This window comes from Comamonas badia DSM 17552, from assembly GCF_000484635.1.
In the GTDB taxonomy this organism is placed as follows: Bacteria; Pseudomonadota; Gammaproteobacteria; order Burkholderiales; family Burkholderiaceae_C; genus Comamonas_C; species Comamonas_C badia.
The window spans coordinates 26,424-48,147 of record NZ_AXVM01000002.1 but is presented as its reverse complement, the minus strand read 5'-3'; the positions used below and the strand labels follow the sequence as shown (position 1 = coordinate 48,147).

Genomic DNA, 21,724 nt, shown 5'->3' with positions numbered 1-21,724 from the left:
GGCGTGCCGTCCTCGACGCTGGCGGCTCGCGCCTCTACGTCACGAAGGGCGGTTCACCGACACGCCGCCCGGCCTTGCCTATGGAACTTCCACGCCACGCCTCAAGTACGTCGCCGCAAGCGGCGGCGGGGGCGTTCTCGCCTGTCGTTGGGAGATTGACCTTGCCCGCGTCAGAGCACAAGCCAGTGCAGCCGTCACGCGGGGATGCCGAGTTGGCCACGTCTCCATTCGGGAGCGGGCGGCCGGTGCGTCCTTGGCTTGTCGTGAATCCTGGCGAGGGAACGGCTGCGCCTTGGGCTTCATGGCCGCAACCTTCCAGCGAAAACAATTTCCCCTGCGCTGCGCGCATTCCTCGCGGCAAAAATTGTTTTCGCTTCCAGGTTCTCCACGGTGTTGCGACCGCTGCGCGGTGCGGCCAGCCCATCCCCCGCCGGCCGGATCACAACAAGGACGCACTGGCGCGACCTTGTTCAACCCGAAAGGAGAAACATCATGGCTAACATCGGCACCTTCACCGCAGAGAAAGACGGCTTCACCGGCACGCTTCGCACCCTGACGCTCAACGTCAAGGTCAAGCTGGTTCCCAACGACAAGGGCGACACCGAGAACGCCCCCGACTTCCACCTTCAGGCGGCCGGCCACGAGATCGGCGCGGCGTGGAAGAAGACCAGCCAGGCCGATCGTCCGTACCTGTCGGTTTCGCTCGATGACCCTTCGTTCCCGGCGACGGTCTATGCCCGCCTGATCGAGAACGAGGACGGCACGCACGACCTGATCTGGTCGCGCAGCAAGCCCAAGGCGGCCTGACGGCCGCCCACCGCGCCCCGCCCATTGCGGCGGGGCGCAACTCTATGCACGCATGACCTTATTCCAGTCGATGCTATGACCGGCAGCTTCAAGCTCACGCGCAAGTGCCTGTTTCCAGCCCCCGCCGCTATCCATCGTCTCCCAAACGACACCGGCGAAATCGCTTGGAATTTCCACCGCCCCGCGTTTGAGAGCACATACCTTGTCTCTGCCCAGGCGACCAATGAAGTACCCCAACTCCAAAAGCACATTCTGACGGGCTCTGGGCTCAGGCGTTCCTCCTTTTACGCAGCCCTCATCGTCTGGCGTAAGCAGAACTACTGCGAAACCAACGTCACTGTGAGCAACCACTTTTTCGATAATCGTTCGGCCTTGGTTAGCCTGTTCGTGCAAGATGATGGCTTCAAGCCCGATTCGCTCAAGAAATCGTGCCACTGTTTCACGAGCACCATCATCGTGACCATGAACAATAAAGACCTTACGCGAAAATTGAGCTTTTAACATGGCATCCGTGCTCCCCTTGGCCTGGATATAACTCTTGTAATCTCGCACAAAGGGAATGATTAGCTGACCAGTAAGTGCGTGGATTCCAGCAATGACCTTTTTTCCGGAATAGAAAAAATGGTGTCCGAAGTTGGTAGCGTAGCCGGGATCTGCCGCCAGCTTTTCGATTAAAAGCAACGTCAACCCCAGCGCCTGTTTGGGCTCATCTGGCCAAGCAAGCTGGGCGCTTCCAACCATGCTGCCCCCGGTCTTTTCACTTTCAGCGATGAACGCCTCAACGTCGAGACCTTCCGTGAGCTCGGCGTTGTATGGCTCAAGGTCGGGATGTCGTAGCAGTTGAGCCAATTTTTTGAGAGGTCTTTCGTACGTTTGAAGCTGTGAGGACTGCAAGTCTAGAACTGCATTGTTTATTTCCGAGAATAAGTCTTTAGCCATCACTCATCCCCGTCCGACTTCAATCTAGCTTCGGCCGCTTTTTCAAGAATACTCTCCCGATACTTTTCCTTCATTTGTTCTGCGAGAGGGCCAACGATAGGGTTCGAAGAATATTCCCCTAAGCGCTCGTCGATCATTCGATTGACCGATTGAATTGCGCCCTCAATGCTGGCGGGATCATTTGGATCAAAGTTTACGACTCCCAGTTCGCCGTCCAACTCGCTCAAGGCGCGCTGCGCATCTTTCAGGTTTTTCTGAAGCTTATCCAGTCCGGTAATTTTGAACACGACTCACCTCCTTTTATTTATTCTGAGGATCGGAAAATGATGAGACTTCCCGAGCAATGTGATCCATTAGTTCGTGGACGCTTTTTGGATCACTACCTGCATACGCAAGGACCAGAAGCGTGAGTGGGTGAACATCCAGCACGGCACAAACATCTTCAATTTTATTCAATGTTGGGCTTTTCAGCCCTCGCTCCAGAGAGCTGAGGTAAGTCCGGCTGGACACATCCGAGAACGCCTCCTGGCTCAGACCACGCGCCTTTCTGATCCGCCGCAGTGCATCGGGCAACGATGGCTTGAACGCTGTCATTCTGAACTTTCCCCAAAATCCAGAATGACAACCTGTTGCGCCCTATAGGGCTACAATCTATAGTGTGCATTTTCATGTCTTTGCTGAAATCCGCAACTGCGGATTTCGCCGGAATCGGGAGTCGCGTCCGTGCCTTTCCTGACCGCCACAATTCCGCTTCTGCGTTTCCGTGCATATACGGATTCGATGGCTTGTGCCTTCGTGCTTTCTCGCCAAAGCACGCATCCGCTTCAGCGGTTCCGCGCTTCGGTGGAAAATCGTATCCGTGCATGCTCGGGTGCGTGGGGATTCGAGTCATGACACAGCCGCTCGTCACCGCTGAACAGCGGGCGCAACTGCTCGCCGTCGGCGAGGCACGCACCGCTGGTCGGAGCATCGACCCGATGCCGACGGTACGGCTGTTCACTCCTGACGCGCACGCCACCTGGCTGCTGGCCGCGCTCGATCCGGTCGATGGCGATACGGCATGGGGGCTGATCGACTTGGGAATAGGCATGCCCTGCCTGGGCCATGTGAAGCTGTCCGATCTGGCGTCCATCGTCGGGCCGCACAAGCAACCTGTGATGCGCGATCGCTACTTCCAGCCGGCGCGGCTGCTGTCGGAGTATCTGCGGCTGGCCGAGGAAAACGGCTCGATCACCGACTGACCAACCCCAGCCAACGACAGCGCATTCTGACTATTTCAGTCTTACCCAAGACCCGGAAGGTCTAAATCCACACTCTTGCACCGAAGCGGTGCGCTTCTGCTGGAAACAGTCATGATCTTTGGCGCGGGCTGCTGCACGGTGCTCCATGCTGCGCACCATTTTCGTGGCGGCGCAGCCGTCGCATTCAGACGATTTCCGCAATGCCCTGGAGCGAATCAGTCTTGACACCAGCAGTTACAGCTTACCCCGATCTCGATGACGACTTGATGGCGACTCGATAGCTCCCGCATGGCGGAATCCGTGGCGACGTTCCTGCTGAATGACAGGAGGTTGCGTCATGGCTGACCCGAGCGCCGAACACTGGTATCCAACCGCCGCGTATCTCTACACGCTGCACCTCGACGGCCCCGCGCTGGCGTGGGAATACCTGCGCCGCCACCCCGACTACCGCCGCGACTGGCTGCGCCGTCGCCGACAGCCAGAGGCCGCCGGACGCTGGGGACTGCGCCTGCTGGAAGATCCTGCCCTGGATGCGCGCGACGCGCACCCGACCTGGTTCCCTGACCATGATGCCGTCGTGCAGCTCTACCCGGACGCCGACCCGCCGCCGGATGCGGCGGCCTTCGCGTTCTGGCGCATTCCCGGCCAGAAGCATCTGATCCACGATGGCAAGCGCTTGGTGGTGCTGGCACGCTGGCCGGGCTGCTGCCTGCGGCTGGTGATCGCTCCCGGCCTGGCCGATGGCATGGCCTACGCCTATGCCATCCGAGCCTGCACCACACCTTGCGTCCGCTATCAGGCGCTGGCGGCCGAGCTGGACAAGCTGGCCACCGCTGGCGACGCCTTACCCGCGGGAATGGCACGGCCACGACCGACACTCGCCACATTGCTGGAGTTGAACACGCTCCAGGCGCTCGACGGCACCCTGGCGGGCGCGTCCTTGCGTGAGGTGGCTGAAGGGCTTTTTGGCGTGGATGCCGTCGTGGCCGACTGGCACAAGGACAGCGCTGTGCGCGCTCGTGTACGTCGGCTGGTGCGGCGTGGCGAGGCGCTGATGCGCGGTGGCTATCGCAGCCTGGCGCAGCTTCCGCCGGTTGCATCGCAGTAAGGGGGACGTTTTGCAGCCCCTGCATTTCGTCCCTTAGCAAGAAGCCCATCTTTCTTGAAAGTGCCTCTATCCGGCCGCGTGGTGTGGCCGGGCTTGATGGAGGACCATCCCATGCGACCCGCTCCCTTGCGGCCTGCCGCCGCTGCTGTCGCTGCGCCCGCGCAGCCCCAACGCTATCTCACCAACGACGAAGCCGCCGACTACCTGCGGCTGTCGCCGCGCACGCTGGAGAAACAGCGCGTGATCGGCGGCGGGCCGAAGTTCCGCAAGTTCGGCCGCCGCGTCATGTACGCTGTAAGCGACCTCGATGCCTGGGCCGATGCACGCAGCTTTGATGCGACTTCCGACCCGGAATATGCCGAGCGGCACGCGGGCGACTACCGTGACGGCCGTTGACCTCTGGCTCGCCGATGGCCATCGCCATGTCCAGCCCATCGCTGCCGCTGCGGCAGCGACCAGCGCAGCAGCGGGAACAGCTCGAACTGTTCCGCGCGCTGCCGGGCGACATGGCGCCGCGCGACAGCCAGGACTTGATGGCCTTTCCGTTCTTCTCGCTCGCCAAGTCGCGGCGCACGGCACCGATCGACTTCCGGGCGGGTGGCATCACCATCCGCGTGGAAGGGACGCAGGAACACGGCATCGCGACGATCTGGGATGCCGACATCCTGATCTGGGCCGCCAGCCAGATCGTCGAAGCCAAGGACGCGGGCATCAAGCCATCCCGGCTGATGCAGGTGCGTCCCTACGAGATCCTGCGCTTCATCGGACGCGGTACGTCGCTGCGCGACTACCAGCGTCTCAAGGCCGCGCTCGACCGGCTGCAATCGACCACGGTGGCCACGTCCATCCGCGAAACCACGGGAAGGCGCTTGCATCGCTTCTCGTGGATCAACGAGTGGAAGGAACTGGCCGACGCCAGCGGCACACCGCTGGGCATCGAGCTGATCCTGCCGGACTGGTTCTATGCGGGCGTGGTGGACGCCGCCCTGGTACTGACCATCGACCCGACGTATTTCCGGCTCACTGGCGGCATCGAACGCTGGCTGTACCGCTTGGTGCGCAAGCACGGCGGGCGGCAGGAACACGGCTGGCAATTCGATTTCCAGCACCTGTACCGCAAGTCGGGCAGCGTGGCGCGTTTCTACGACTTCGCCGCCGATCTGCGCACGTTGGTGGCGCGGCAGTCGCTGCCCGGCTACGTCCTGGGCATCGAGCGGATGCCCGGCGAGAAAACCGAGCTGCTGACCTTCCGGCCCGTGCCGCCCACGGCACGGGGATAAGTGCGGGAAAACCTGTTAATTCACTCGTGCTATCAGGCAACAGAAGGCTCGTGCTATCAGGCAACAAATCCTCGTGCTATCAGGCAACAAAATTGGCCGCAAACCCGCGCCAGCATTGGGTTTCGCCGGCCTCTAACATTCCTAACTTAAATTCTCTAACTTTTAGTAGAGAAGCACCGCTTCGGTGGACAACCACCCAACGGCACGGAATGCAGAAGCGAAAGGCTGGCTTTCCAACACGGAGGGCCGCGCCATGATTCTCGCTCTGCTCAACCAGAAAGGCGGTGTCGGCAAGACCACGCTCGCCACGCACATCGCGGGCGAACTGGCGCTGCGCGGCCAGCATGTCGTCCTGCTCGATGCAGACCCGCAGGGTTCATCGCTGGACTGGACGCAGCGCCGGAGCCAGCAAGGCTTGCCACGGCTGTTCAGCACCGTGGGCCTTGCCCGCGAAACGCTGCATCAGGAGGCGCCAGAACTCGCCAGACGGGCCGATCACGTCATCATCGACGGCCCGCCGCGCATCGCCGCCCTGGCGCGCTCCGCGCTGCTGGCGGCCGAGCGCGTGCTGATCCCGGTGCAGCCCAGCCCCTATGACGTGTGGGCCAGCGCCGAGATGGTGGCGCTGATCCGTGAAGCGCAGGTGTTCCGGCCTGCGCTGCGCGCGGCCTTCGTCATTAACCGGCGCGTCAGCACCACCATCATCGGCCGCGAGGCGCGGCAATCGCTCGCAGAACAGCCGCTGCCCGCGCTGCGCTCGGAAGTGCATCAGCGCATCGTGTTCGCCGACAGCGTGGCCGCTGGCCGGCTCGCCCGTGAGACGGCACCCGACAGCGCCGCCGCCCGCGAAATCACCGCCTTGGTGGACGAACTGCTGCGGTGGCCGACATGACGGCGAAGCAGCCACCACGCGGCAAGCGCGTCGGCATCGGCGCACGTCCGCCAGCGAATCCGCACGCAGAAGCGTGGATTCGCCAAGGCGATGCCGATGCGCTGGGCAAAGGCGACCTTTACACGGCGCGCCTGACCCTGGACATCACGCCCGCCATGCGGGCGCGCATCAAGGTCTCGGCCTTCACGCAAGGCGTGACCGTGGCCGACCTGCTGCGCGCCCTGCTGGAGCGGGAGTTTCCCGAGCACCACAGGGAGAACACACCATGACCGCATCCGCCTTGCCTGCCGCGAACGCGACACCGGTTACGCAATTGCCTGCGCTTTCGGCACTCGCCGGACAGGCCGGCAACGTGCCGCTGACGCGCGTTTCACTGGCCTACATCGAGGCCCGTTTCAAGCTCTACCTGCGCTTTGGAGAACCGGCGCGCACGCTTCGCCTGGACGGCTGGCGGCGCTGCGCCGTGTTCCTGCCGAACGCGATGCTCTGCCGCATCCGCTGGCAGGCCAACGACTACGGCACGATCCGCTGGCAGCTCATGGTGATGCAGGCCGCCACGCCGCTCGATGCTGCGCAACGCATCCCCGGCGTGCAGCCGGGCGCACGCCTGCTGCTGCACGCCGAAGGCGATGCCAACGTGCGCGCGGTGCTGAAACGCATCGACGGCATCGAGGCGCTGGGCATCGCACCGGCCGCCGTGTCTCCCGCGTACTGGCGCACGCTCGCCAACCGGCTTGCGGCGCGCTCGCCGTTGCCCGAATACACCGCAGAGCGGCACGCCGCTTGGCTGGCCGGGAGGACATTCACATGACAGCCATTTCCACAACCGGCGCCGCGCCGAGTCCTCGTTCGCGCCTGCGCGCTCGCATCGTGCTGGCGGGCTTCGCCGCCGTCGGCCTCGCTGCGCTGGCCTGGGCGGCTTTTGTGTCGCCGCTACCGCGCCTGACCTACAACCCGTCCGACAGCGTGGCGATCGGTTGGTATCGAATCGAACTGTTCGACCCGCGCACTGCCTCGCTGCCACGTCCGCTGTCCGTGGGCAGCATCGTGCTGGTGCCGCTGCCCGCCAAGGCCGCCATGTTGGCCGCGCAGCGCGGCTACCTGCCGACGCGCGTGCCGCTGCTCAAACGTGTGGGCGCAGTCGCGCCGCAGCACGTTTGCATCGTTGCTGGTCAGGTACGCATCGACGGCGAGCCTGCGGCCGCCGCGCTGCCTGCCGACCGGCTGGGCCGGCCGCTGCCATCCTTGCAGCTTTGCCGCCGCCTCGAACCGGGCGAGCTGTTCCTGTTGAGCGTGACCAATCCGGCGTCGTTCGACAGCCGCTATTTCGGCCCGGTCAGCGCATCCGCCGTGATCGGCGTCGCGCATCCGGTCTGGCTGGAGACACGCCCATGATGGCCGTCGATTCGCTGCACGTTGCCGTGCATCTCATCGTGCCATCGGGCATGTCGTTCCGGCTGCTGTTGCCGTGTCGTCGCGCGTGCAGTGCGAGCGTATCCGCGCCGCACTTCGCGCTGTCTCCGGCGCAGCCGTCCAGCGTGCAGGCGTCTTGCCTCGAACGTGCCCGGCCTGCGGCCATCGCCGCGTTCGCCGGCGGGCTGACTGCAAGCAGCGCAGCGCCGCCGGGCCGCCGACGCCCGGAGCGACAGCGAGGGGCAAAGGCGGAAGGCAAGACAAAAGGACGCGGCACGGGGCCGCGTCGAAAGCCTGTCTGCACGTGGGGGTGGCGCGGCACGGAGCGGCTTCGCCGCCGTGCCGCGTGGGGCGCGAGGCCCGCGCCGATGCAGGCGTGCCCGCGTGCTTCGCACGCCCGGACACGCCAGAGCTTGCAGGGAGCGCAGCCATGACCGACCGCCGCGATGACGATTTCCGCATCCGACCCAGTGCCCCGAAGAACCGGGGCCAGGGCTTCGTCTCCAGGGTGCTCAAGCAGGCAGGCAAGGCCAGCAGTGGCAAGTCGTCGATGCGCCGTCCCGCAGCCGGCGGCAGCAGCGCACGCGCTGGCCAGCGGCCCGGCTCTCGACTAGGGCGCGGGCATACGGCGGCACGCTTCGCAGGCGCGAAGCTCACGCCTATGTCGCGGCGCGTGACCATCAAGACGTTGCTGGTCAACCAGCAACGGGCCAGCCCGCAATCACTCGCCAAGCACCTGCGCTACATCGAGCGCGACGGCGTGGGCCGCGATGGCGAGCCGGGCCAAGCCTACGGGCCGCTGACCGATGCCGCCGACCTCGACGCCTTCAAGGAACGCTGCGCCGACGATCGGCACCATTTCCGCTTCATCCTCTCGCCGGAGGACGGCGCGGAGCTGGAAGACCTGCGCACCTACACGCGGCACCTGATGGGCCGCATGGAAGCCGACCTGGGCACGGGCCTCGATTGGGTAGCCGTCAACCACTGGAACACCGACAACCCGCATACGCACATCGTCGTGCGCGGGCGCGACGACACCGGCAAAGACCTCATCATCGCGGGCGACTACATCGCCGACGGGTTCCGCCATCGTGCCGCCGAACTGGCGACCGAACGGCTGGGGCCGCGCACCGAACTGGAGATCCAGCAGACCTTGCGACGCGAGGTGGATCAGGAGCGGTGGACGAGCCTGGATCGCACCTTGAAGCGCGAGGCCGGCGATGATGGCCTGGTGCATGTCGAACGGCTCAATGAACCCCGACTGCAACGCCAGCGCTTGCTGCTGATCGGCCGCCTGCAACGCTTGCAGCTCCTGGGCCTGGCTGACGAGATGCAGCCGGGCACCTGGGCTGTCCATGCCGATGCCGAAAAGACCCTGCGCGCCCTGGGCGAGCGTGGCGACATCATCCGCACCATGCAGCGGGCCATGCGCGGCGAGCCGCGCGAGCTGGCGGTGTTCGAGCCGGGCCAAGATGCTGATGGAGGTGGCCGAACCATTCTCGGCCGCGTGGCAGCGAAGGGGCTGGCCGACGAGCTGCGCGACCGGGGCTATCTGGTCATCGACGGCGTGGACGGCAAGGCCCACTACGTCGCGCTCAACGCACACGATGAACTGGCGAACTATCCGGCCGGCGCCGTAGTGGAGGTGAAGGGATCGGCCGACGTGCGCGCAGCCGACAAGAACATCACCGCACTGGCGAGCGGCGGCCTATACCGCACCGACCATCACCTGGCCGTCGCGCAGGGTCAGGCCGTGCCGGGCCGTGATCCGCAGGAAGTCGTCGCGGCCCACATCCGCCGACTCGAAGCCCTGCGCCGCGCCGGCATCGTGGAGCGCGTGGCCGAAGGGCTATGGAAGGTGCCGGACGATCTGCCCGAGCGTGGCCATCAGTACGACGCGCAGCGCCTGGGCGGCGTGGCCGTGGAACTGAAATCGCACCTGCCCATCGAGCGGCAGGCCCGCGTCATCGGGGCTACCTGGCTCGACCAGCAACTGATCGGCGGCGGCTCGGGCCTGGGCGACCTCGGCTTTGGCGGCGAGGCCAAGCAGGCGATGCAGCAGCGCGCCGACTTCCTGGCCGAACAGGGACTGGCCGAGCGGCGCGGGCAGCGCGTGATCCTCGCCCGAAACCTGCTGGGCACGCTGCGCAGCCGCGAGCTGGCGCAGGCCGCCAAGGACATCGCCGCCGAAACCGGCCTGGAGCACCGCCCGGTGGCCGACGGCCAGCGCGTGGCCGGCATCTACCGCCGCAGCCTCATGCTCGCCAGCGGTCGGTATGCGATGCTGGACGACGGCATGGGCTTCAGCCTGGTACCGTGGAGGCCAGTGATCGAGCAGCGGTTGGGGCAGCCGCTTGCGGCGACAGTGCGTGGCGGAACGACCTCATGGGAAATCGGGCGTCGGCTTGGGGTTTCTTTGGGCTAGTCACTTGAGGCTATGTGCCCCATGAACATGGCCCCTGCGCGTCGCCGGTTCGTGCAGATGGCGCGATGCTGAGGACAGCTCGGTCAAGATGCCGCACTGGCTGGCCTGCTGGGATTCACGGCAGCGTTCCCGCAAGGTCTTGAGCTGTCGTTCCAACGCTTTCAATTCCTTGATGCGGGTAGCCACATGGTCGATGTGCTCGTCGAGCAGGTCGTTCACCTGGGCGCAGTTCTCGTGCGGTGCATCCTTGAAGCGCAACAGAACCCGGATTTCATCCAGCGTCATGTCCAACCCCCGGCAGTGCCGGATGAAGGACAGCCGGTCAACGTGTTCTTCTGCGTACATGCGGTAGTTGCCATCCGTACGGGCCGTTTCGGGTAGCAAGCCTTCACGCTCGTAGTACCGGATCGTCTCTACCTGGGTATGTGCGGCCTTAGCCAGTTCGCCGATTTTCATGAGTTCATCTTCAGCGGTCGCGGGTTTTTCTCCAAGGCTCATTGTAGGCGCTTGACTCTGTAGTGGGTACAGGGTTTCCAATCTGACTGAAAAGGAGAATTTCATGAACTCTGCCCACCAACGCCAACACGCCGACGCTGCCTGCTGCGGGAGTGGCTGTGCAACAGTGCCTGTGGCGCCCGAGCCAACAGCGTCTGATGCAACGACTATTGGGCCGCAACGCTTTCGCATAGAAAACATGGACTGTGCCTCAGAGGAGTCGGAAATCCGCCGGGCGCTGGAAGGCATGGCGGGGATTCGCAGCCTGCGATTCAACCTGGGGGATCGAGAGCTTGCCATTGCCGCCGATGACCACGCGCTGCCCGAGGCCCTAGAAGCGATCCGCAAAGCGGGTTTCAAGCCAGAACCCCTCGGCGCGAAGAATGTCCAGCGCTTCCGCATTGCGAATATGGACTGTGCCTCGGAGGAGTCGGAAATCCGCCGGGCGTTGGACGGCATGGCGGGAATTCGTAGCCTGCAATTCAATCTGGGCGAACGCGAGTTGGCCATTGCCGCCGATGATCCTGTCTTGCAGCAGGCGCTAGACGCAATCCGCAAGGCAGGCTTCAAGCCGGAACCTCTTGGCGACACAGGCTCGTCGGCTGCTGCGGTTGCCTCGCCAACGGGCTTCTGGACGACATGGGGCAAGTCGCTGGGCGCCCTGGGGTTGGCTGTGGCGGCCGAGGGCTTGGCATTCGCCTTTCCAGACAGCGTACCTGTCAAGGCGCTGGGAATGGCGCTGGCCGCGGCGGCCATCGCGCTGTCGGGTTTCTCGGTTTACGGCAAGGGGCTGGCTGCACTGCGGCAGGGCCGCTTGAACATCAATGCCCTGATGACCGTGGCCGTGACCGGCGCTTTCCTGATCGGCCAGTGGCCCGAAGCGGCGATGGTGATGGCCCTATATGCGATTGCGGAAGCCATCGAGGCCCGCGCCGTGGATCGGGCGCGCGGCGCCATCAAGAGCCTGCTGGCGCTCGCGCCGGAGCAAGCTGAAGTGCGTCAAGACGATGGCAATTGGGTGCGCATGGGAGTCAAGGAAGTCACTGTGGGCATGACCGTGCGTATTCGCCCTGGCGAGCGCGTTCCGCTGGATGGCATCGTGAGCCTAGGTCAGAGCGCTATTGACCAGTCCCCCGTGACCGGCGAAAGCTTGCCGGTGGACAAGAGCCCCGGCGATGAAGTCTTCGCCGGCACCATCAATCAGGCTGCGGCGTTGGAAATCCGTGTCACGGCCCCCGCGTCCGACAGCACGCTGGCGCGCATCATCCACGCCGTTGAGCAGGCCCAGTCTTCCCGTGCGCCCACGCAGCGTTTCGTGGATCGCTTTGCCGCCGTCTACACGCCTGCGGTGTTCGTCCTGGCCGTTGCCGTTGCGTTGTTGGCGCCCTGGCTCATGGGGCTGACCTGGATGCAGGCCGCCTACAAGGCCCTGGTGCTGCTGGTCATCGCCTGCCCTTGCGCCTTGGTGATTTCCACGCCCGTCACCGTCGTCAGCGGTTTGGCCGCTGGGGCGCGGCGAGGCATCCTGATCAAAGGTGGTGTGTACCTGGAAGAGGCGCGCAAGATCAAGGCCGTGGCGCTGGACAAGACCGGCACCATCACCGAAGGCAAGCCCAAGCTGGTGGCCTTCGAGCCCGTGGACACAGGACTCGGCCAACAAGCCCTGGAGGGGCTGGCCAAGAGCCTCGCAGCGCGGTCGGATCATCCAGTGTCCAAGGCCATCGCAGATGGCGTGTCGTCCGCCACGCAAGAAGTGGATGAGTTTCAGGCTGTTGCCGGGCGCGGCGTGCAGGGGGTGATCGACGGCCATACCTATGTGCTGGCTAACCACCGCTGGATTGAAGAGCGCGGGCAGTGTTCGGCTGACCTCGAAGCCCGCCTTGCAGTGCATGAGCAAGCTGGCCGCACCGTCACGTTGTTGGCCAGCAGCGAACGGGTCATGGCCATCTGTGCAGTAGCCGACACCATCAAATCCTCATCCGCGCAGGCCGTGGCCGACCTGAAGGCATTGGGCGTGACGCCGGTGATGTTGACGGGCGATAACCTGGCGACGGCGCAAACCGTCGGCACCCAGGCGGGCATCGCCGAGGTGCGTGGCAACCTGCTGCCCGAGGACAAGTTGCAGGCCATCGGCGAGCTTCAGCAGCGCATGGGCGTCACGGCGATGACCGGCGACGGCATCAACGACGCCCCCGCGCTGGCGAAGGCTGACATCGGCTTCGCTATGGGCGGCGCGGGCACCCACACCGCGATGGAGGCCGCCGACGTGGTGGTCATGAACGACGACCTACGCCGCCTGCCCGAAACGATCCGGCTGTCCAGGCGCACCCACGCCGTGCTATGGCAGAACATCGCGCTCGCGCTGGGCATCAAGCTAGTGTTCCTGCTGCTGGCGATCTTCGACGATGCCTCCATGTGGATGGCCGTGTTCGCCGACATGGGGGCGAGCTTGCTGGTGGTCTTCAACGGGCTGAGGCTGCTCAGGCAGCAGGCGGGTCAGTAAAACCGAATATGGAGTGTTGAAAATGGGAATCCTGGATCGAATTTTTGGTGGGCATGGCGGCGGCCACGGCGGGGGGCATGGCGGCTCCCACGGGCATGGCAGTAGCCATGGCCACGGTGGCCCCAGCAGTCACGACTGGGGGCGCAATCCGGCGCCTTCGGCCAGCGGCATCACTTGCCCGCAATGCAAAGCGATCAATCCGAACGGCGCTCGCTTTTGCGGCCAGTGCGGGACATCGCTGGTGCCAGCGTCGTGCACGAAGTGCAGTAGCGTCATTCCGATCGGCGCGAAATTCTGTGCTCAGTGCGGCAACGCGGTAACTTAAGTCATGGTGATCTCGGCCTGGATCTACACCTTGATCCCGGCAGCGGCCGCCATCATCGGAGCTGCGGTCGCGGTGAACGTGCGGCCGGGGCCAACACTGGTCAGCGCGATTCAGCATTTCGCCGCTGGCGTCGTGTTCGCGGCGGCGGCCGGCGAAATCTTGCCCGACATCATGCACCGGGCCTCGCCTTGGGCGACGATGATCGGCGGCGGAATCGGCGTCGCCACCATGCTGCTGGTGAAGCATCTGGAAGCGTTGGCGAAGGGGCCGGCCGGTCTCCTGACCGTGATCGGCATCGACATCCTGATTGATGGCTTGGTGCTTGGTATCGGGTTTGCGGCTGGCCCAAAGGTCGGCTTGCTTCTGACCATCGCCCTGACCATCGAGGTTCTGTTCCTGGGATTGACAGTGGCCACGGAACTCGGCGAGAGCGTTCGCTCCCGTGCCAGGGTCGTCTGGATCACGGCCGCGCTCGTGCTCTTGCTGCCGATCGGGGCCTTGCTTGGAGCGCCGGTGGCGCTGTTGCCCAACCCTCTTCTGACTGGCTTCTTCGCGTTTGGTCTGATTGCGTTGCTCTACCTCGTGACCGAAGAACTGCTGATCGAAGCACACGAAACGCCAGATCGCCCCTGGGTGACGGCGATGTTCTTTGTCGGCTTTCTGGCGCTTCTCCTGCTGGAAGAAGTAATTGGCTAGTGGAGCCAGTCTGTTGGTGGTGCCCGATCCGTTGACTATTGCGCGCGCGGGGTGGGCACCATGAGCCCGATAGACGTGATGCCGTTGCTCGAATCGACCATCGTCCGCCCTCCGTGCATGCGGGCGATGGCAGCCACGATGGCCAAGCCCAGTCCATGATTGCGGGCGGCATCCGACCGCGCCGCATCTGCCCGGTAGAAGCGGTTGAACAGATTGGGCAAATGCTCGGCTGAAATCGTCTGCCCCTCGTTCACCACCCGCAGGGCGATCTCGCCGTCCAGCCGGTCGATTTGCACGACAACGGTGCTGTGCGGATGCGCGTGTCGGGTTGCGTTGCCGATCAGGTTGGATAGCGCGCGCTGCAACAGGCGCACATCGGCCAAGCCGGTGGCATCGCCGTCGATACGAACCTTCAGCCCGGCCTCTTCAATGGCCGCCTCGTGCAATTCCACCACCGCGCGCGCAACGCCGGCCAGACTGGCGACATGCTCGCGGCGGGCCTCAGCCCCACGGTCGGCTTGCGACAGAAAGAGCATGTCCTGCACGATCATCGACATGCGCTGGAGATCTTCGAGGTGCGAGCCCAACACATCTCGCAACGTGTCGGCATCGCGTGCTTTGCGCAAAGCAACTTCAGTGCCCCCCATCAACGTCGCCAACGGCGTGAACAGTTCATGCGCAACATCAGCATTGAAGGCTTCCAGTTGCCCGTACCCTGCGCTGTGGCGCCCCCTCGTGTCGCCTCAGTCGTCAAAGCGGCCACAACTCGCCGAATATCGAAGCGGCTCTGATTTGATGCAGGATGAACCTGAGAGGAGGCACGCTACGCGCACGGGGCTCTGAGAAAACCCAAGCAGCGAGGAGTGGCAAAGTAAAGCATGTAGCTGCTACACTGTTACCCCTATGCGCAAATGGCTGGCCATCGTCTTGCTGGTGTTCTTGCCGCTTCAATTCAGTTGGGCGGCAGTGGCCAGTTATTGCCAGCATGAAACCGGAGCTGCGGCCAAGCACTTCGGCCACCATGCGCATCAGCACAAGGCGGCCGACGGCCAGGATGCCAGCCCTGATCCGGCCAAGACCCTGGGTGGCGATCCTGATTGCGCGTCCTGTCATGCCGGGTGCTTCTCGGTCTTGTCAGGGGATGTCAAGCTGGCGTCGCCGGTCAGCCCGTCCCTGGATACGGGGTATCCCCCGGAGCACCTTGCTGCGCCTCCACCTGAACGTTTAGAGCGCCCTCAGTGGCGTGTCCTCGCCTGATCGGCGGGGAGCGCGTTCCTTTCCCTTCGTCCTCACCCCTGCCGTCGCGCATGGCGCGCTACGGTATCCAGCCGGCTTCGCGCGGCTGATGTGATGACGTTGCTGGCGATCATCTGGATCGCCCCCCCGCCGATTCCCTTGTGTATTTCAAATCACTGGAGAATCGGATGCTGAAGGATATTCACAATTACAACGCGAGGGCGGTTGCGGCAGGCTTGCTCCTTGCGCTCATGACGGGGACGGCTTTCGCTCAGTTATTGCCGACGGCACCAGCTCTTGGGCAGAGCGCCAACGGCGTAGAGCAGATTGAAGCAGCAACGCCCCTGACTCTGCAAAAGGCCGTCGCGCTGGCTTTGGAGGCGAATCTTGACCTAACTGTCGCCCAACGGGAAATCGAGGCGGTGGAGGGCCAGGTAATTCAGGGACGAGTACGTCCTAATCCCGAGCTGGCGTACTCGCTCGAAGACCAACGCACGCCAACCCGCACGCAAAGCGTCCAGATCAATCTGCCCATCGAGCTGGGGGGCAAGCGCGCTGCCCGCATTGCCGCGGCAGAGCGAGGGCGTGACGTCGCAGTTGAAGAACTGAACACGCGGCGCGTTGAAATTCGCGCCGCTGTGGTTGCCGCCTTCTTTGAGGCGCTGGCCGCCCAGGATCGCACGGCCTTGGCCCAGGACAGCGTTGACCTGGCCAGGCAAGCGACGGATGCCGTTGCCAAGCGCGTGACGGCGGGCAAGGTGTCCCCGGTCGAAGAAACCAAGGCTCGGGTGGCCGAGGCCGGCGTGCGGGTTGAACTGGCACAGGCGCAGAGCGAACAACGCAGTGCCCGCGCGCGGCTGGCCAGTTTGCTCGGGGCCAACCCGCCGCGTTTCACCCAGGTAGCGGGCAGCGTGGACGATCTTCCCAACGTCCCTTCGCTGGATGACATCCAGCAGCGCTTGTCGGCCTCATCGGCATTGCGCCGGGCGCAGTTGGAGATCGAACGCCGTCGGTCGCTGGCCGACGTGGAGCGCAGCAAGCAGACGCCCGATGTCACGGTCAGCCTGGGCGTGAAGCGTCCGAACGAGTTAGCGCGCAATCAGTTAATGCTCGGCATTTCCGTGCCGCTGCCTTTGTTCGACCGCAATCAGGGCAATCTGTTGGAAGCGTTGAAGCGTGAAGACAAGGCGAGGGATGAACTCCAGGCGTTGAATCTGCGCCTCAACACAGAGCTGTTGCAAGCCCGCGAGCGGCTGGCGTCGGTTCGCGGCGAGATCGACATATTGCAGCGAGAGGTGCTGCCAGGGGCCAAGAGCGCCTATGACGCGGCCACCGTGGGCTTTGGTTACGGCAAGTTCAACTACCTGGAAGTGCTGGACGCGCAACGCACCTACTTTGCCGCCAAGTCCCAGTACCTCAAGGCGCTCGCCGATGCGCACCGCGCGGCGGCGGACATGGATCGCGTGATCGGCGCATCCGAATCCACGACCACCCTGCCTGCAAACAAGGAATGAACATGAAACCCGAAACGAACAAACTGAACGTCGGCAAGAAGCAGTGGTTTGCCATCGCCGTGATCGCCGCAGTGGGCATAGGACTGGGCAGCGCCATTCTCGGCGGCAAGACGGATAAGAGCGCCGAGGGCGAGGGTCACGGCAGCCACGTTGAAGCCAAGGCCCACAGTGATGGTGAGCATCATGGCAAGACGGGCGCAGACTCCCACGAGGACGACAAAGGCCATGCGGACGGCGAGCACCACGAGGGGTCAAGCAAGGGGCCGCATGGCGGCAAGCTGTTCAAAGAAGGGGATTTCGGATTGGAAGCCTTACTCGCTGAGGACGGCGGCGAACCACGCCTGCGAATCTGGCTCTACGAAAAGGAAAAGGCGCTAGCCAGCAGCGCCGCCAAGGTCAGCGCTACCGTTACACGCCTGACTGGGGAGAAGCAGGCGCTCAACTTCACGCCCGACAAGGACAGCCTGTTGAGTCGAGAGATTGTCCCGGAACCTCATGCGTTCGAGATCAGCATCGTGGCTCAGACGGCCAACGCGCCTTTCACGTTCAGCTTCAGCCAGGAGGAAGGAAAAGTCGAACTCAGCGATGCGCAAATCAAGGCTGCATCCATCGGCATTGACACCGCAGGGGCTGCAAGCATCAAGTCTGCCCTGCAATTGCCGGGTGAGATTAGGCTGAATGAAGACCGCACCTCGCACGTTGTTCCGCGCATTGCGGGTGTTGTCGAAAGTGTGCAGGCCAGTTTGGGGCAAACGGTCAAGAAGGGACAGGTGCTCGCCGTTATCGCCAGCCCTGCCGCATCCGAGCAGCGCAGCGAGTTGCAGACGGCGCAAAAGCGGCGGGCATTGGCCCAGACAACTTTTGAACGCGAGAAGCGGCTGTGGGAACAGAAGATTTCCGCCGAGCAGGACTACCTGCAAGCCGGCCAGGCGCTGAACGAGGCGCAGGTCGCCGTGGCCAACGCGCAGCAGAAGCTGTCGGCCGTGGGCTTGGCCCCAGGTTCCTCGGGCGGGCTGAACCGCTTCGAGCTGCGTGCGCCCTTCGATGGCGTGGTGATTGAAAAGCACCTCAGCCTGGGCGAGGCCGTCAAGGAAGACGCCGCCGTGTTCACGGTGTCCGACCTGGGCCAGGTCTGGGCAGAGATCAACGTGCCCGCCAAGGATTTGCCGCTGGTCAGAGTGGGTGAAAAGGTCAGCATCAAAGCCACGGCATTCGATGCCAGCGCGCAAGGGACCATCACTTTCGTGGGTGCGCTGATCGGCGAACAAACCCGCATGGCCAAGGCTCGTGTGGTCTTGGCCAATCCCCAGGGCGCGTGGCGTCCCGGCCTGTTCGTCAATGTGGAAGTGATCGCGTCCGAAACCGCCGTGCCAGTCAGCGTGGCTAGCGACGCTATTCAGAGCGTGAGGGACAAGCCGGTCGTTTTCGTCAAGGTGAAGGACGGCTTTGTGGCCCAGCCTGTGCAGTTGGGTCGCAGCGATGGCAAGCGGGTCGAGGTACTGCAAGGTCTTCAAGCAGGGGCGGCATATGCGGCCGCAGGCAGTTTCGTCGTGAAGTCTGAACTCGGCAAAGCCTCTGCCGAGCACACCCATTGATGCCGGAGCTATGCCCATGTTTGAAAAACTTATTCGCGCGGCCATCGAGCACCGATGGCTAGTGTTGTTAGCCGCCATTGGCATGGCCGCCGTCGGCGTGTTCAGCTACCAGAAGTTGCCCATCGACGCCGTACCCGACATCACCAACGTCCAAGTGCAGATCAATACCCAGGCGCCGGGCTATTCACCGTTGGAGACCGAGCAACGGGTGACTTATCCCATTGAAACCGTGATAGCGGGCCTGCCCAACCTGGAGCAAACCCGCTCTCTTTCGCGCTACGGCCTCTCGCAAGTGACCGTGATCTTCAAGGACGGCACCGACATTTACTTTGCGCGCCAGTTGGTCAACGAGCGCATCCAGGAAGCACGGGATAAATTGCCGGTCGGCATCACGCCTGCGCTGGGGCCGATCTCCACCGGCCTGGGGGAGATTTACCTGTGGACGGTCGAGGCGAAGGACGGTGCGAAGAAACCCGACGGGATGCCCTACACGGCAACAGACCTGCGCGAGATTCAGGATTGGATCATCAAGCCGCAGTTGCGCAACGTGCCCGGTGTGACTGAAATCAACTCGATTGGCGGTTATGCCAAGGAGTATCAGATCGCACCTATACCCGCTCGCCTGGCTTCGCTCGGCGTTACCCTGCAAGACATCGTGACGGCACTGGATCGCAATAACGGCAACGTGGGTGCGGGCTATATCGAGAAGCGCGGCGAACAGTACCTGATCCGTGCGCCCGGACAAGTCAAGACCCTGGAAGACATTGGCAACGTTATCCTCAGCAGTGCGGGCGGCGTGCCGATACGGGTGCGTGACGTGGCGGACGTGGGGCTGGGGCGTGAACTGCGCACCGGCGCGGCCACGGATAACGGTCGCGAGGTGGTGCTGGGCACTGTGTTCATGCTCATCGGTCAGAACAGCCGTACGGTTTCGCAGGCCGTGGACAAGAAGATGGTGGAGATCAACCGCAGCTTGCCCGAGGGCGTGCATGCGGTGACGGTCTACGACCGCACCGTGCTGGTGGACAAGGCTATCGCCACGGTGAAGAAGAATCTGCTGGAAGGCGCGATCCTGGTGATCGTGATCCTGTTTCTGTTCCTGGGCAACATCCGCGCGGCCATCATCACGGCGACGGTGATTCCTTTGTCGATGCTGTTCACCTTCACTGGCATGGTGCATTACAAGGTGAGCGCCAACCTGATGAGCCTCGGGGCGCTGGACTTCGGCATCATCATCGACGGAGCGGTGGTGATCGTCGAGAGCTGCGTGCGACGCCTGGCCCATGCACAGGCGCACTACGGCAGGCCGTTGACGCGGGCGGAACGCTTTCACGAGGTGTTCCTGGCATCGAAGGAATCACGCCGCGCGCTGCTGTTCGGGCAACTCATCATCATGGTGGTCTACCTGCCCATCTTCGCCCTGACGGGGGTGGAAGGGAAGATGTTCCACCCGATGGCGTTCACGGTGGTGGCTGCACTCGTGGGGGCCATGATCCTGTCGGTGACTTTCATCCCGGCAGCGGTCGCCCTGTTCATCGGCCATCGGGTCAGCGAGACGGAAAACTTCCTGGTCGTGCAGGCCAAGCGCTGGTATGGCCCGCTGCTGGATCGCGTGATGGCGGCCAAAGCAGTGATGCTGGCGGCAGCCGCCGTGGCAGTGGTGCTGTGCGGCCTGATCGCCACCCGAATGGGCAGCGAGTTCGTGCCCAGCCTGAACGAAGGCGATTTCGCCATCCAGGCGCTGCGCATTCCGGGCACCAGCCTTTCGCAATCGGTTGCGATGCAGCAGCAACTGGAAGCCACGCTGAAGGCCAAGTTCCCCGAGATCGACCGCGTTTTCGCGCGCACCGGCACGGCGGAAATCGCGTCCGACCCCATGCCGCCGAACATTTCCGACGGCTACATCATGCTCAAGCCGGTGTCCGAGTGGCCGGAGCCGCGCAAGTCGCGCGACGAATTGCTGGCGGCCATTCAGGAGGTCGTGGGCAAGGTGCCGGGCAACAACTACGAGTTCTCGCAGCCTATCCAATTGCGCTTCAACGAACTCATTTCAGGGGTCCGTAGCGATGTGGCGGTGAAGATTTTTGGCGACGACATGGATGTCCTGAATAAGACGGGTGAAGAGATCTCGTCCATGTTGCAGAAGATTCCCGGCGCGTCCGAGGTCAAGGTGGAGCAAACCACCGGTTTGCCCATGCTGACCGTGAATATCGACCGCCAAAAAGCCTCGCGCTATGGGCTGAACGTGGCCGACATCCAAGATGCCGTGGCCACCGCCATCGGCGGGCGTGAGGCTGGCACACTGTTCGAGGGCGACCGCCGCTTCGACATCCTGGTTCGCCTGCCAGAGTCCTTGCGCAACGACGTGGAAAGCATGAAGCGCCTGCCGATTCCGCTGCCGCGCGGAACGGGTGGCACCGGCAGTGCCGAAGGACGGACGAACTTCATCCAATTGGCCGAGGTGGCGAGCTTCGAGCTGGCACCCGGCCCCAACCAGGTCAGCCGCGAAAACGGCAAGCGCCGCATCGTGGTGAGCGCCAACGTGCGTGGCCGTGACGTGGGCTCGTTCGTGGCCGACGCCGAGGCGGCGCTGGCACAGGTCAAGATTCCCACGGGCTACTGGACGAGTTGGGGCGGCACTTTCGAGAATCTGCAATCAGCCACGCAGCGTTTGCAGATCGTCGTGCCGGTGTCGCTGCTGCTGGTCTTCCTGCTGTTGTTCGCCATGTTCGGCAACGTCAAGGACGGCTTGCTGGTCTTTACTGGCATTCCGTTCGCGCTGACCGGCGGCATCTTGGCGCTGTGGCTGCGCGACATTCCTCTGTCGATTTCCGCTGCCGTGGGCTTCATCGCGCTGTCAGGTGTGGCCGTGCTCAATGGCCTAGTGATGATTTCCTACATCCGCAGCTTGCGCGAGGACGGAACGCCGCTGGATGAAGCCATCCGCGAGGGCGCGCTGACACGCTTGCGGCCGGTGCTGATGACGGCCCTAGTGGCGTCGCTGGGTTTCATCCCGATGGCGATTGCCACGGGAACAGGCGCGGAAGTGCAACGCCCGCTGGCTACCGTAGTGATCGGAGGCATCTTGTCTTCCACCGTGCTGACGCTGCTGGTGCTACCGATTCTGTATCGGCTGGCCCATCGCCCGGACGAGCAAGAAGAGGATGTCACGGCAGAGCCCGCACATGAGGGCGTAACCGCTTGAAAGGAACAACGATGAACGCCGTTACGGCACCACGACAGACTCCTTCGAGC

21 protein-coding genes and 1 pseudogene are annotated in these 21,724 nt (G+C 63.6%); 17 read left to right on the top strand and 5 right to left on the bottom strand.

Annotated elements, in window-relative coordinates:
* Positions 1 to 492: 492 nt before the first annotated feature.
* The gene (locus tag K320_RS0104315; RefSeq protein WP_014859397.1) at positions 493 to 807 is read left to right on the top strand and encodes a DUF736 domain-containing protein; all 315 of its coding nucleotides are present in this window, start codon (positions 493 to 495) and stop codon (positions 805 to 807) included.
* Between the two features lie 42 nt (positions 808 to 849).
* Here K320_RS0104315 and K320_RS18570 read toward each other — a convergent pair whose 3' ends face one another.
* Genes K320_RS18570 through K320_RS18565 form a run of 3 tightly spaced genes read right to left on the bottom strand, consistent with a single transcriptional unit; the run spans position 850 to position 2,340 of the window.
* Positions 850 to 1,746 (bottom strand): TIR domain-containing protein, encoded by an 897-nt coding sequence (locus tag K320_RS18570; RefSeq protein WP_062166963.1) that lies wholly within the window; start codon positions 1,744 to 1,746, stop codon positions 850 to 852.
* Positions 1,746 to 2,033: a hypothetical protein gene (locus K320_RS0104305; RefSeq protein ID WP_014859395.1), complete on the bottom strand. Its 288-nt coding sequence runs from the start codon at positions 2,031 to 2,033 to the stop codon at positions 1,746 to 1,748. Before K320_RS0104305 ends, K320_RS18570 begins: the two co-directional genes overlap by 1 nt.
* Before the next feature lie 13 nt (positions 2,034 to 2,046).
* Positions 2,047 to 2,340, bottom strand: a complete 294-nt coding sequence (locus K320_RS18565) for a helix-turn-helix domain-containing protein (RefSeq protein WP_079390835.1) — start codon at positions 2,338 to 2,340, stop codon at positions 2,047 to 2,049.
* A gap of 296 nt (positions 2,341 to 2,636) precedes the next feature.
* Here K320_RS18565 and K320_RS0104300 point away from each other — a divergent pair, with 296 nt between their 5' ends.
* The 9 genes from K320_RS0104300 (at position 2,637) to K320_RS0104260 (ending at position 10,105) form a co-directional block, all read left to right on the top strand.
* Positions 2,637 to 2,987 (top strand): DUF2958 domain-containing protein, encoded by a 351-nt coding sequence (locus K320_RS0104300; RefSeq protein ID WP_014859394.1) that lies wholly within the window; start codon positions 2,637 to 2,639, stop codon positions 2,985 to 2,987.
* Positions 2,988 to 3,324: 337 nt separating this feature from the next.
* Positions 3,325 to 4,095 carry a DUF2285 domain-containing protein gene (locus K320_RS0104295; protein WP_014859392.1) on the top strand — a complete coding sequence of 257 codons (771 nt, stop codon included), beginning with the start codon at positions 3,325 to 3,327 and terminating at the stop codon, positions 4,093 to 4,095.
* A gap of 111 nt (positions 4,096 to 4,206) precedes the next feature.
* Entirely contained in the window at positions 4,207 to 4,491 is a 285-nt protein-coding gene (locus K320_RS0104290) for a helix-turn-helix transcriptional regulator (protein ID WP_014859391.1), read from the top strand.
* A 26-nt stretch (positions 4,492 to 4,517) separates the two neighbouring features.
* Positions 4,518 to 5,375: a replication initiator protein A gene (locus tag K320_RS0104285; protein WP_024537632.1), complete on the top strand. Its 858-nt coding sequence runs from the start codon at positions 4,518 to 4,520 to the stop codon at positions 5,373 to 5,375.
* A gap of 253 nt (positions 5,376 to 5,628) precedes the next feature.
* The gene (gene parA, locus K320_RS0104280) at positions 5,629 to 6,267 is read left to right on the top strand and encodes a ParA family partition ATPase (protein ID WP_024537631.1); all 639 of its coding nucleotides are present in this window, start codon (positions 5,629 to 5,631) and stop codon (positions 6,265 to 6,267) included.
* Positions 6,264 to 6,536, top strand: coding sequence for a hypothetical protein (locus K320_RS0104275; RefSeq protein ID WP_014859387.1), 273 nt, complete (start codon positions 6,264 to 6,266; stop codon positions 6,534 to 6,536). The genes parA and K320_RS0104275 overlap by 4 nt, the downstream gene beginning before the upstream one ends.
* Positions 6,533 to 7,078, top strand: a complete 546-nt coding sequence (locus K320_RS0104270; RefSeq protein WP_014859386.1) for a DUF2840 domain-containing protein — start codon at positions 6,533 to 6,535, stop codon at positions 7,076 to 7,078. The genes K320_RS0104275 and K320_RS0104270 overlap by 4 nt, the downstream gene beginning before the upstream one ends.
* On the top strand, positions 7,075 to 7,662 hold the full coding sequence (locus K320_RS0104265; protein ID WP_024537630.1) for a S26 family signal peptidase: 588 nt from the start codon (positions 7,075 to 7,077) through the stop codon (positions 7,660 to 7,662). Before K320_RS0104270 ends, K320_RS0104265 begins: the two co-directional genes overlap by 4 nt.
* 448 nt (positions 7,663 to 8,110) lie before the next feature.
* The gene (locus K320_RS0104260) at positions 8,111 to 10,105 is read left to right on the top strand and encodes a relaxase/mobilization nuclease domain-containing protein (protein ID WP_024537629.1); all 1,995 of its coding nucleotides are present in this window, start codon (positions 8,111 to 8,113) and stop codon (positions 10,103 to 10,105) included.
* Here K320_RS0104260 and cadR read toward each other — a convergent pair whose 3' ends face one another.
* Entirely contained in the window at positions 10,106 to 10,561 is a 456-nt protein-coding gene (gene cadR, locus K320_RS0104255) for a Cd(II)/Pb(II)-responsive transcriptional regulator (RefSeq protein WP_024537628.1), read from the bottom strand.
* Positions 10,562 to 10,664: 103 nt separating this feature from the next.
* On the opposite strand from cadR, the gene K320_RS0104250 reads away from it, so the two are divergent.
* Genes K320_RS0104250 through K320_RS0104240 form a run of 3 tightly spaced genes read left to right on the top strand, consistent with a single transcriptional unit; the run spans position 10,665 to position 14,124 of the window.
* Positions 10,665 to 13,103, top strand: a complete 2,439-nt coding sequence (locus tag K320_RS0104250; protein WP_027477924.1) for a heavy metal translocating P-type ATPase — start codon at positions 10,665 to 10,667, stop codon at positions 13,101 to 13,103.
* Positions 13,104 to 13,125: 22 nt separating this feature from the next.
* Positions 13,126 to 13,428: a double zinc ribbon domain-containing protein gene (locus K320_RS18550; RefSeq protein ID WP_082136747.1), complete on the top strand. Its 303-nt coding sequence runs from the start codon at positions 13,126 to 13,128 to the stop codon at positions 13,426 to 13,428.
* A gap of 3 nt (positions 13,429 to 13,431) precedes the next feature.
* Positions 13,432 to 14,124 (top strand): ZIP family metal transporter, encoded by a 693-nt coding sequence (locus tag K320_RS0104240; protein ID WP_009523279.1) that lies wholly within the window; start codon positions 13,432 to 13,434, stop codon positions 14,122 to 14,124.
* A 35-nt stretch (positions 14,125 to 14,159) separates the two neighbouring features.
* Here the strand turns inward: K320_RS0104240 and K320_RS0104235 are convergent.
* Positions 14,160 to 14,852 (bottom strand): annotated as a pseudogene (locus K320_RS0104235) (ATP-binding protein); the annotation flags it as partial.
* Positions 14,853 to 15,027: 175 nt separating this feature from the next.
* On the opposite strand from K320_RS0104235, the gene K320_RS18545 reads away from it, so the two are divergent.
* From K320_RS18545 to K320_RS0104220, 4 genes are all read left to right on the top strand, one after another.
* Entirely contained in the window at positions 15,028 to 15,381 is a 354-nt protein-coding gene (locus tag K320_RS18545) for a hypothetical protein (protein ID WP_083840419.1), read from the top strand.
* A gap of 167 nt (positions 15,382 to 15,548) precedes the next feature.
* Positions 15,549 to 16,874 carry a TolC family protein gene (locus tag K320_RS0104230; RefSeq protein WP_024537625.1) on the top strand — a complete coding sequence of 442 codons (1,326 nt, stop codon included), beginning with the start codon at positions 15,549 to 15,551 and terminating at the stop codon, positions 16,872 to 16,874.
* 2 nt (positions 16,875 to 16,876) lie between these two features.
* Positions 16,877 to 18,469 carry an efflux RND transporter periplasmic adaptor subunit gene (locus tag K320_RS0104225; RefSeq protein WP_024537624.1) on the top strand — a complete coding sequence of 531 codons (1,593 nt, stop codon included), beginning with the start codon at positions 16,877 to 16,879 and terminating at the stop codon, positions 18,467 to 18,469.
* Positions 18,470 to 18,485: 16 nt separating this feature from the next.
* Entirely contained in the window at positions 18,486 to 21,674 is a 3,189-nt protein-coding gene (locus K320_RS0104220; protein ID WP_024537623.1) for a CusA/CzcA family heavy metal efflux RND transporter, read from the top strand.
* The last annotated feature ends 50 nt before the right edge of the window (positions 21,675 to 21,724 follow it).

Bases quoted from the DNA above. Each gene is read 5' to 3' on its own strand.
- K320_RS0104315 (WP_014859397.1), top strand. From the start codon at position 493: ATGGCTAACATCGGCACCTTCACCGCAGAGAAAGACGGCTTCACCGGC.
- K320_RS18570 (WP_062166963.1), bottom strand. From the start codon at position 1,746: ATGGCTAAAGACTTATTCTCGGAAATAAACAATGCAGTTCTAGACTTG.
- K320_RS18565 (WP_079390835.1), bottom strand. From the start codon at position 2,340: ATGACAGCGTTCAAGCCATCGTTGCCCGATGCACTGCGGCGGATCAGA.
- K320_RS0104300 (WP_014859394.1), top strand. From the start codon at position 2,637: ATGACACAGCCGCTCGTCACCGCTGAACAGCGGGCGCAACTGCTCGCC.
- K320_RS0104295 (WP_014859392.1), top strand. From the start codon at position 3,325: ATGGCTGACCCGAGCGCCGAACACTGGTATCCAACCGCCGCGTATCTC.
- K320_RS0104290 (WP_014859391.1), top strand. From the start codon at position 4,207: ATGCGACCCGCTCCCTTGCGGCCTGCCGCCGCTGCTGTCGCTGCGCCC.
- K320_RS0104285 (WP_024537632.1), top strand. From the start codon at position 4,518: ATGTCCAGCCCATCGCTGCCGCTGCGGCAGCGACCAGCGCAGCAGCGG.
- parA (WP_024537631.1), top strand. From the start codon at position 5,629: ATGATTCTCGCTCTGCTCAACCAGAAAGGCGGTGTCGGCAAGACCACG.
- K320_RS0104275 (WP_014859387.1), top strand. From the start codon at position 6,264: ATGACGGCGAAGCAGCCACCACGCGGCAAGCGCGTCGGCATCGGCGCA.
- K320_RS0104270 (WP_014859386.1), top strand. From the start codon at position 6,533: ATGACCGCATCCGCCTTGCCTGCCGCGAACGCGACACCGGTTACGCAA.
- K320_RS0104265 (WP_024537630.1), top strand. From the start codon at position 7,075: ATGACAGCCATTTCCACAACCGGCGCCGCGCCGAGTCCTCGTTCGCGC.
- K320_RS0104260 (WP_024537629.1), top strand. From the start codon at position 8,111: ATGACCGACCGCCGCGATGACGATTTCCGCATCCGACCCAGTGCCCCG.
- cadR (WP_024537628.1), bottom strand. From the start codon at position 10,561: ATGAAAATCGGCGAACTGGCTAAGGCCGCACATACCCAGGTAGAGACG.
- K320_RS0104250 (WP_027477924.1), top strand. From the start codon at position 10,665: ATGAACTCTGCCCACCAACGCCAACACGCCGACGCTGCCTGCTGCGGG.
- K320_RS18550 (WP_082136747.1), top strand. From the start codon at position 13,126: ATGGGAATCCTGGATCGAATTTTTGGTGGGCATGGCGGCGGCCACGGC.
- K320_RS0104240 (WP_009523279.1), top strand. From the start codon at position 13,432: ATGGTGATCTCGGCCTGGATCTACACCTTGATCCCGGCAGCGGCCGCC.
- K320_RS18545 (WP_083840419.1), top strand. From the start codon at position 15,028: ATGCGCAAATGGCTGGCCATCGTCTTGCTGGTGTTCTTGCCGCTTCAA.
- K320_RS0104230 (WP_024537625.1), top strand. From the start codon at position 15,549: ATGCTGAAGGATATTCACAATTACAACGCGAGGGCGGTTGCGGCAGGC.
- K320_RS0104225 (WP_024537624.1), top strand. From the start codon at position 16,877: ATGAAACCCGAAACGAACAAACTGAACGTCGGCAAGAAGCAGTGGTTT.
- K320_RS0104220 (WP_024537623.1), top strand. From the start codon at position 18,486: ATGTTTGAAAAACTTATTCGCGCGGCCATCGAGCACCGATGGCTAGTG.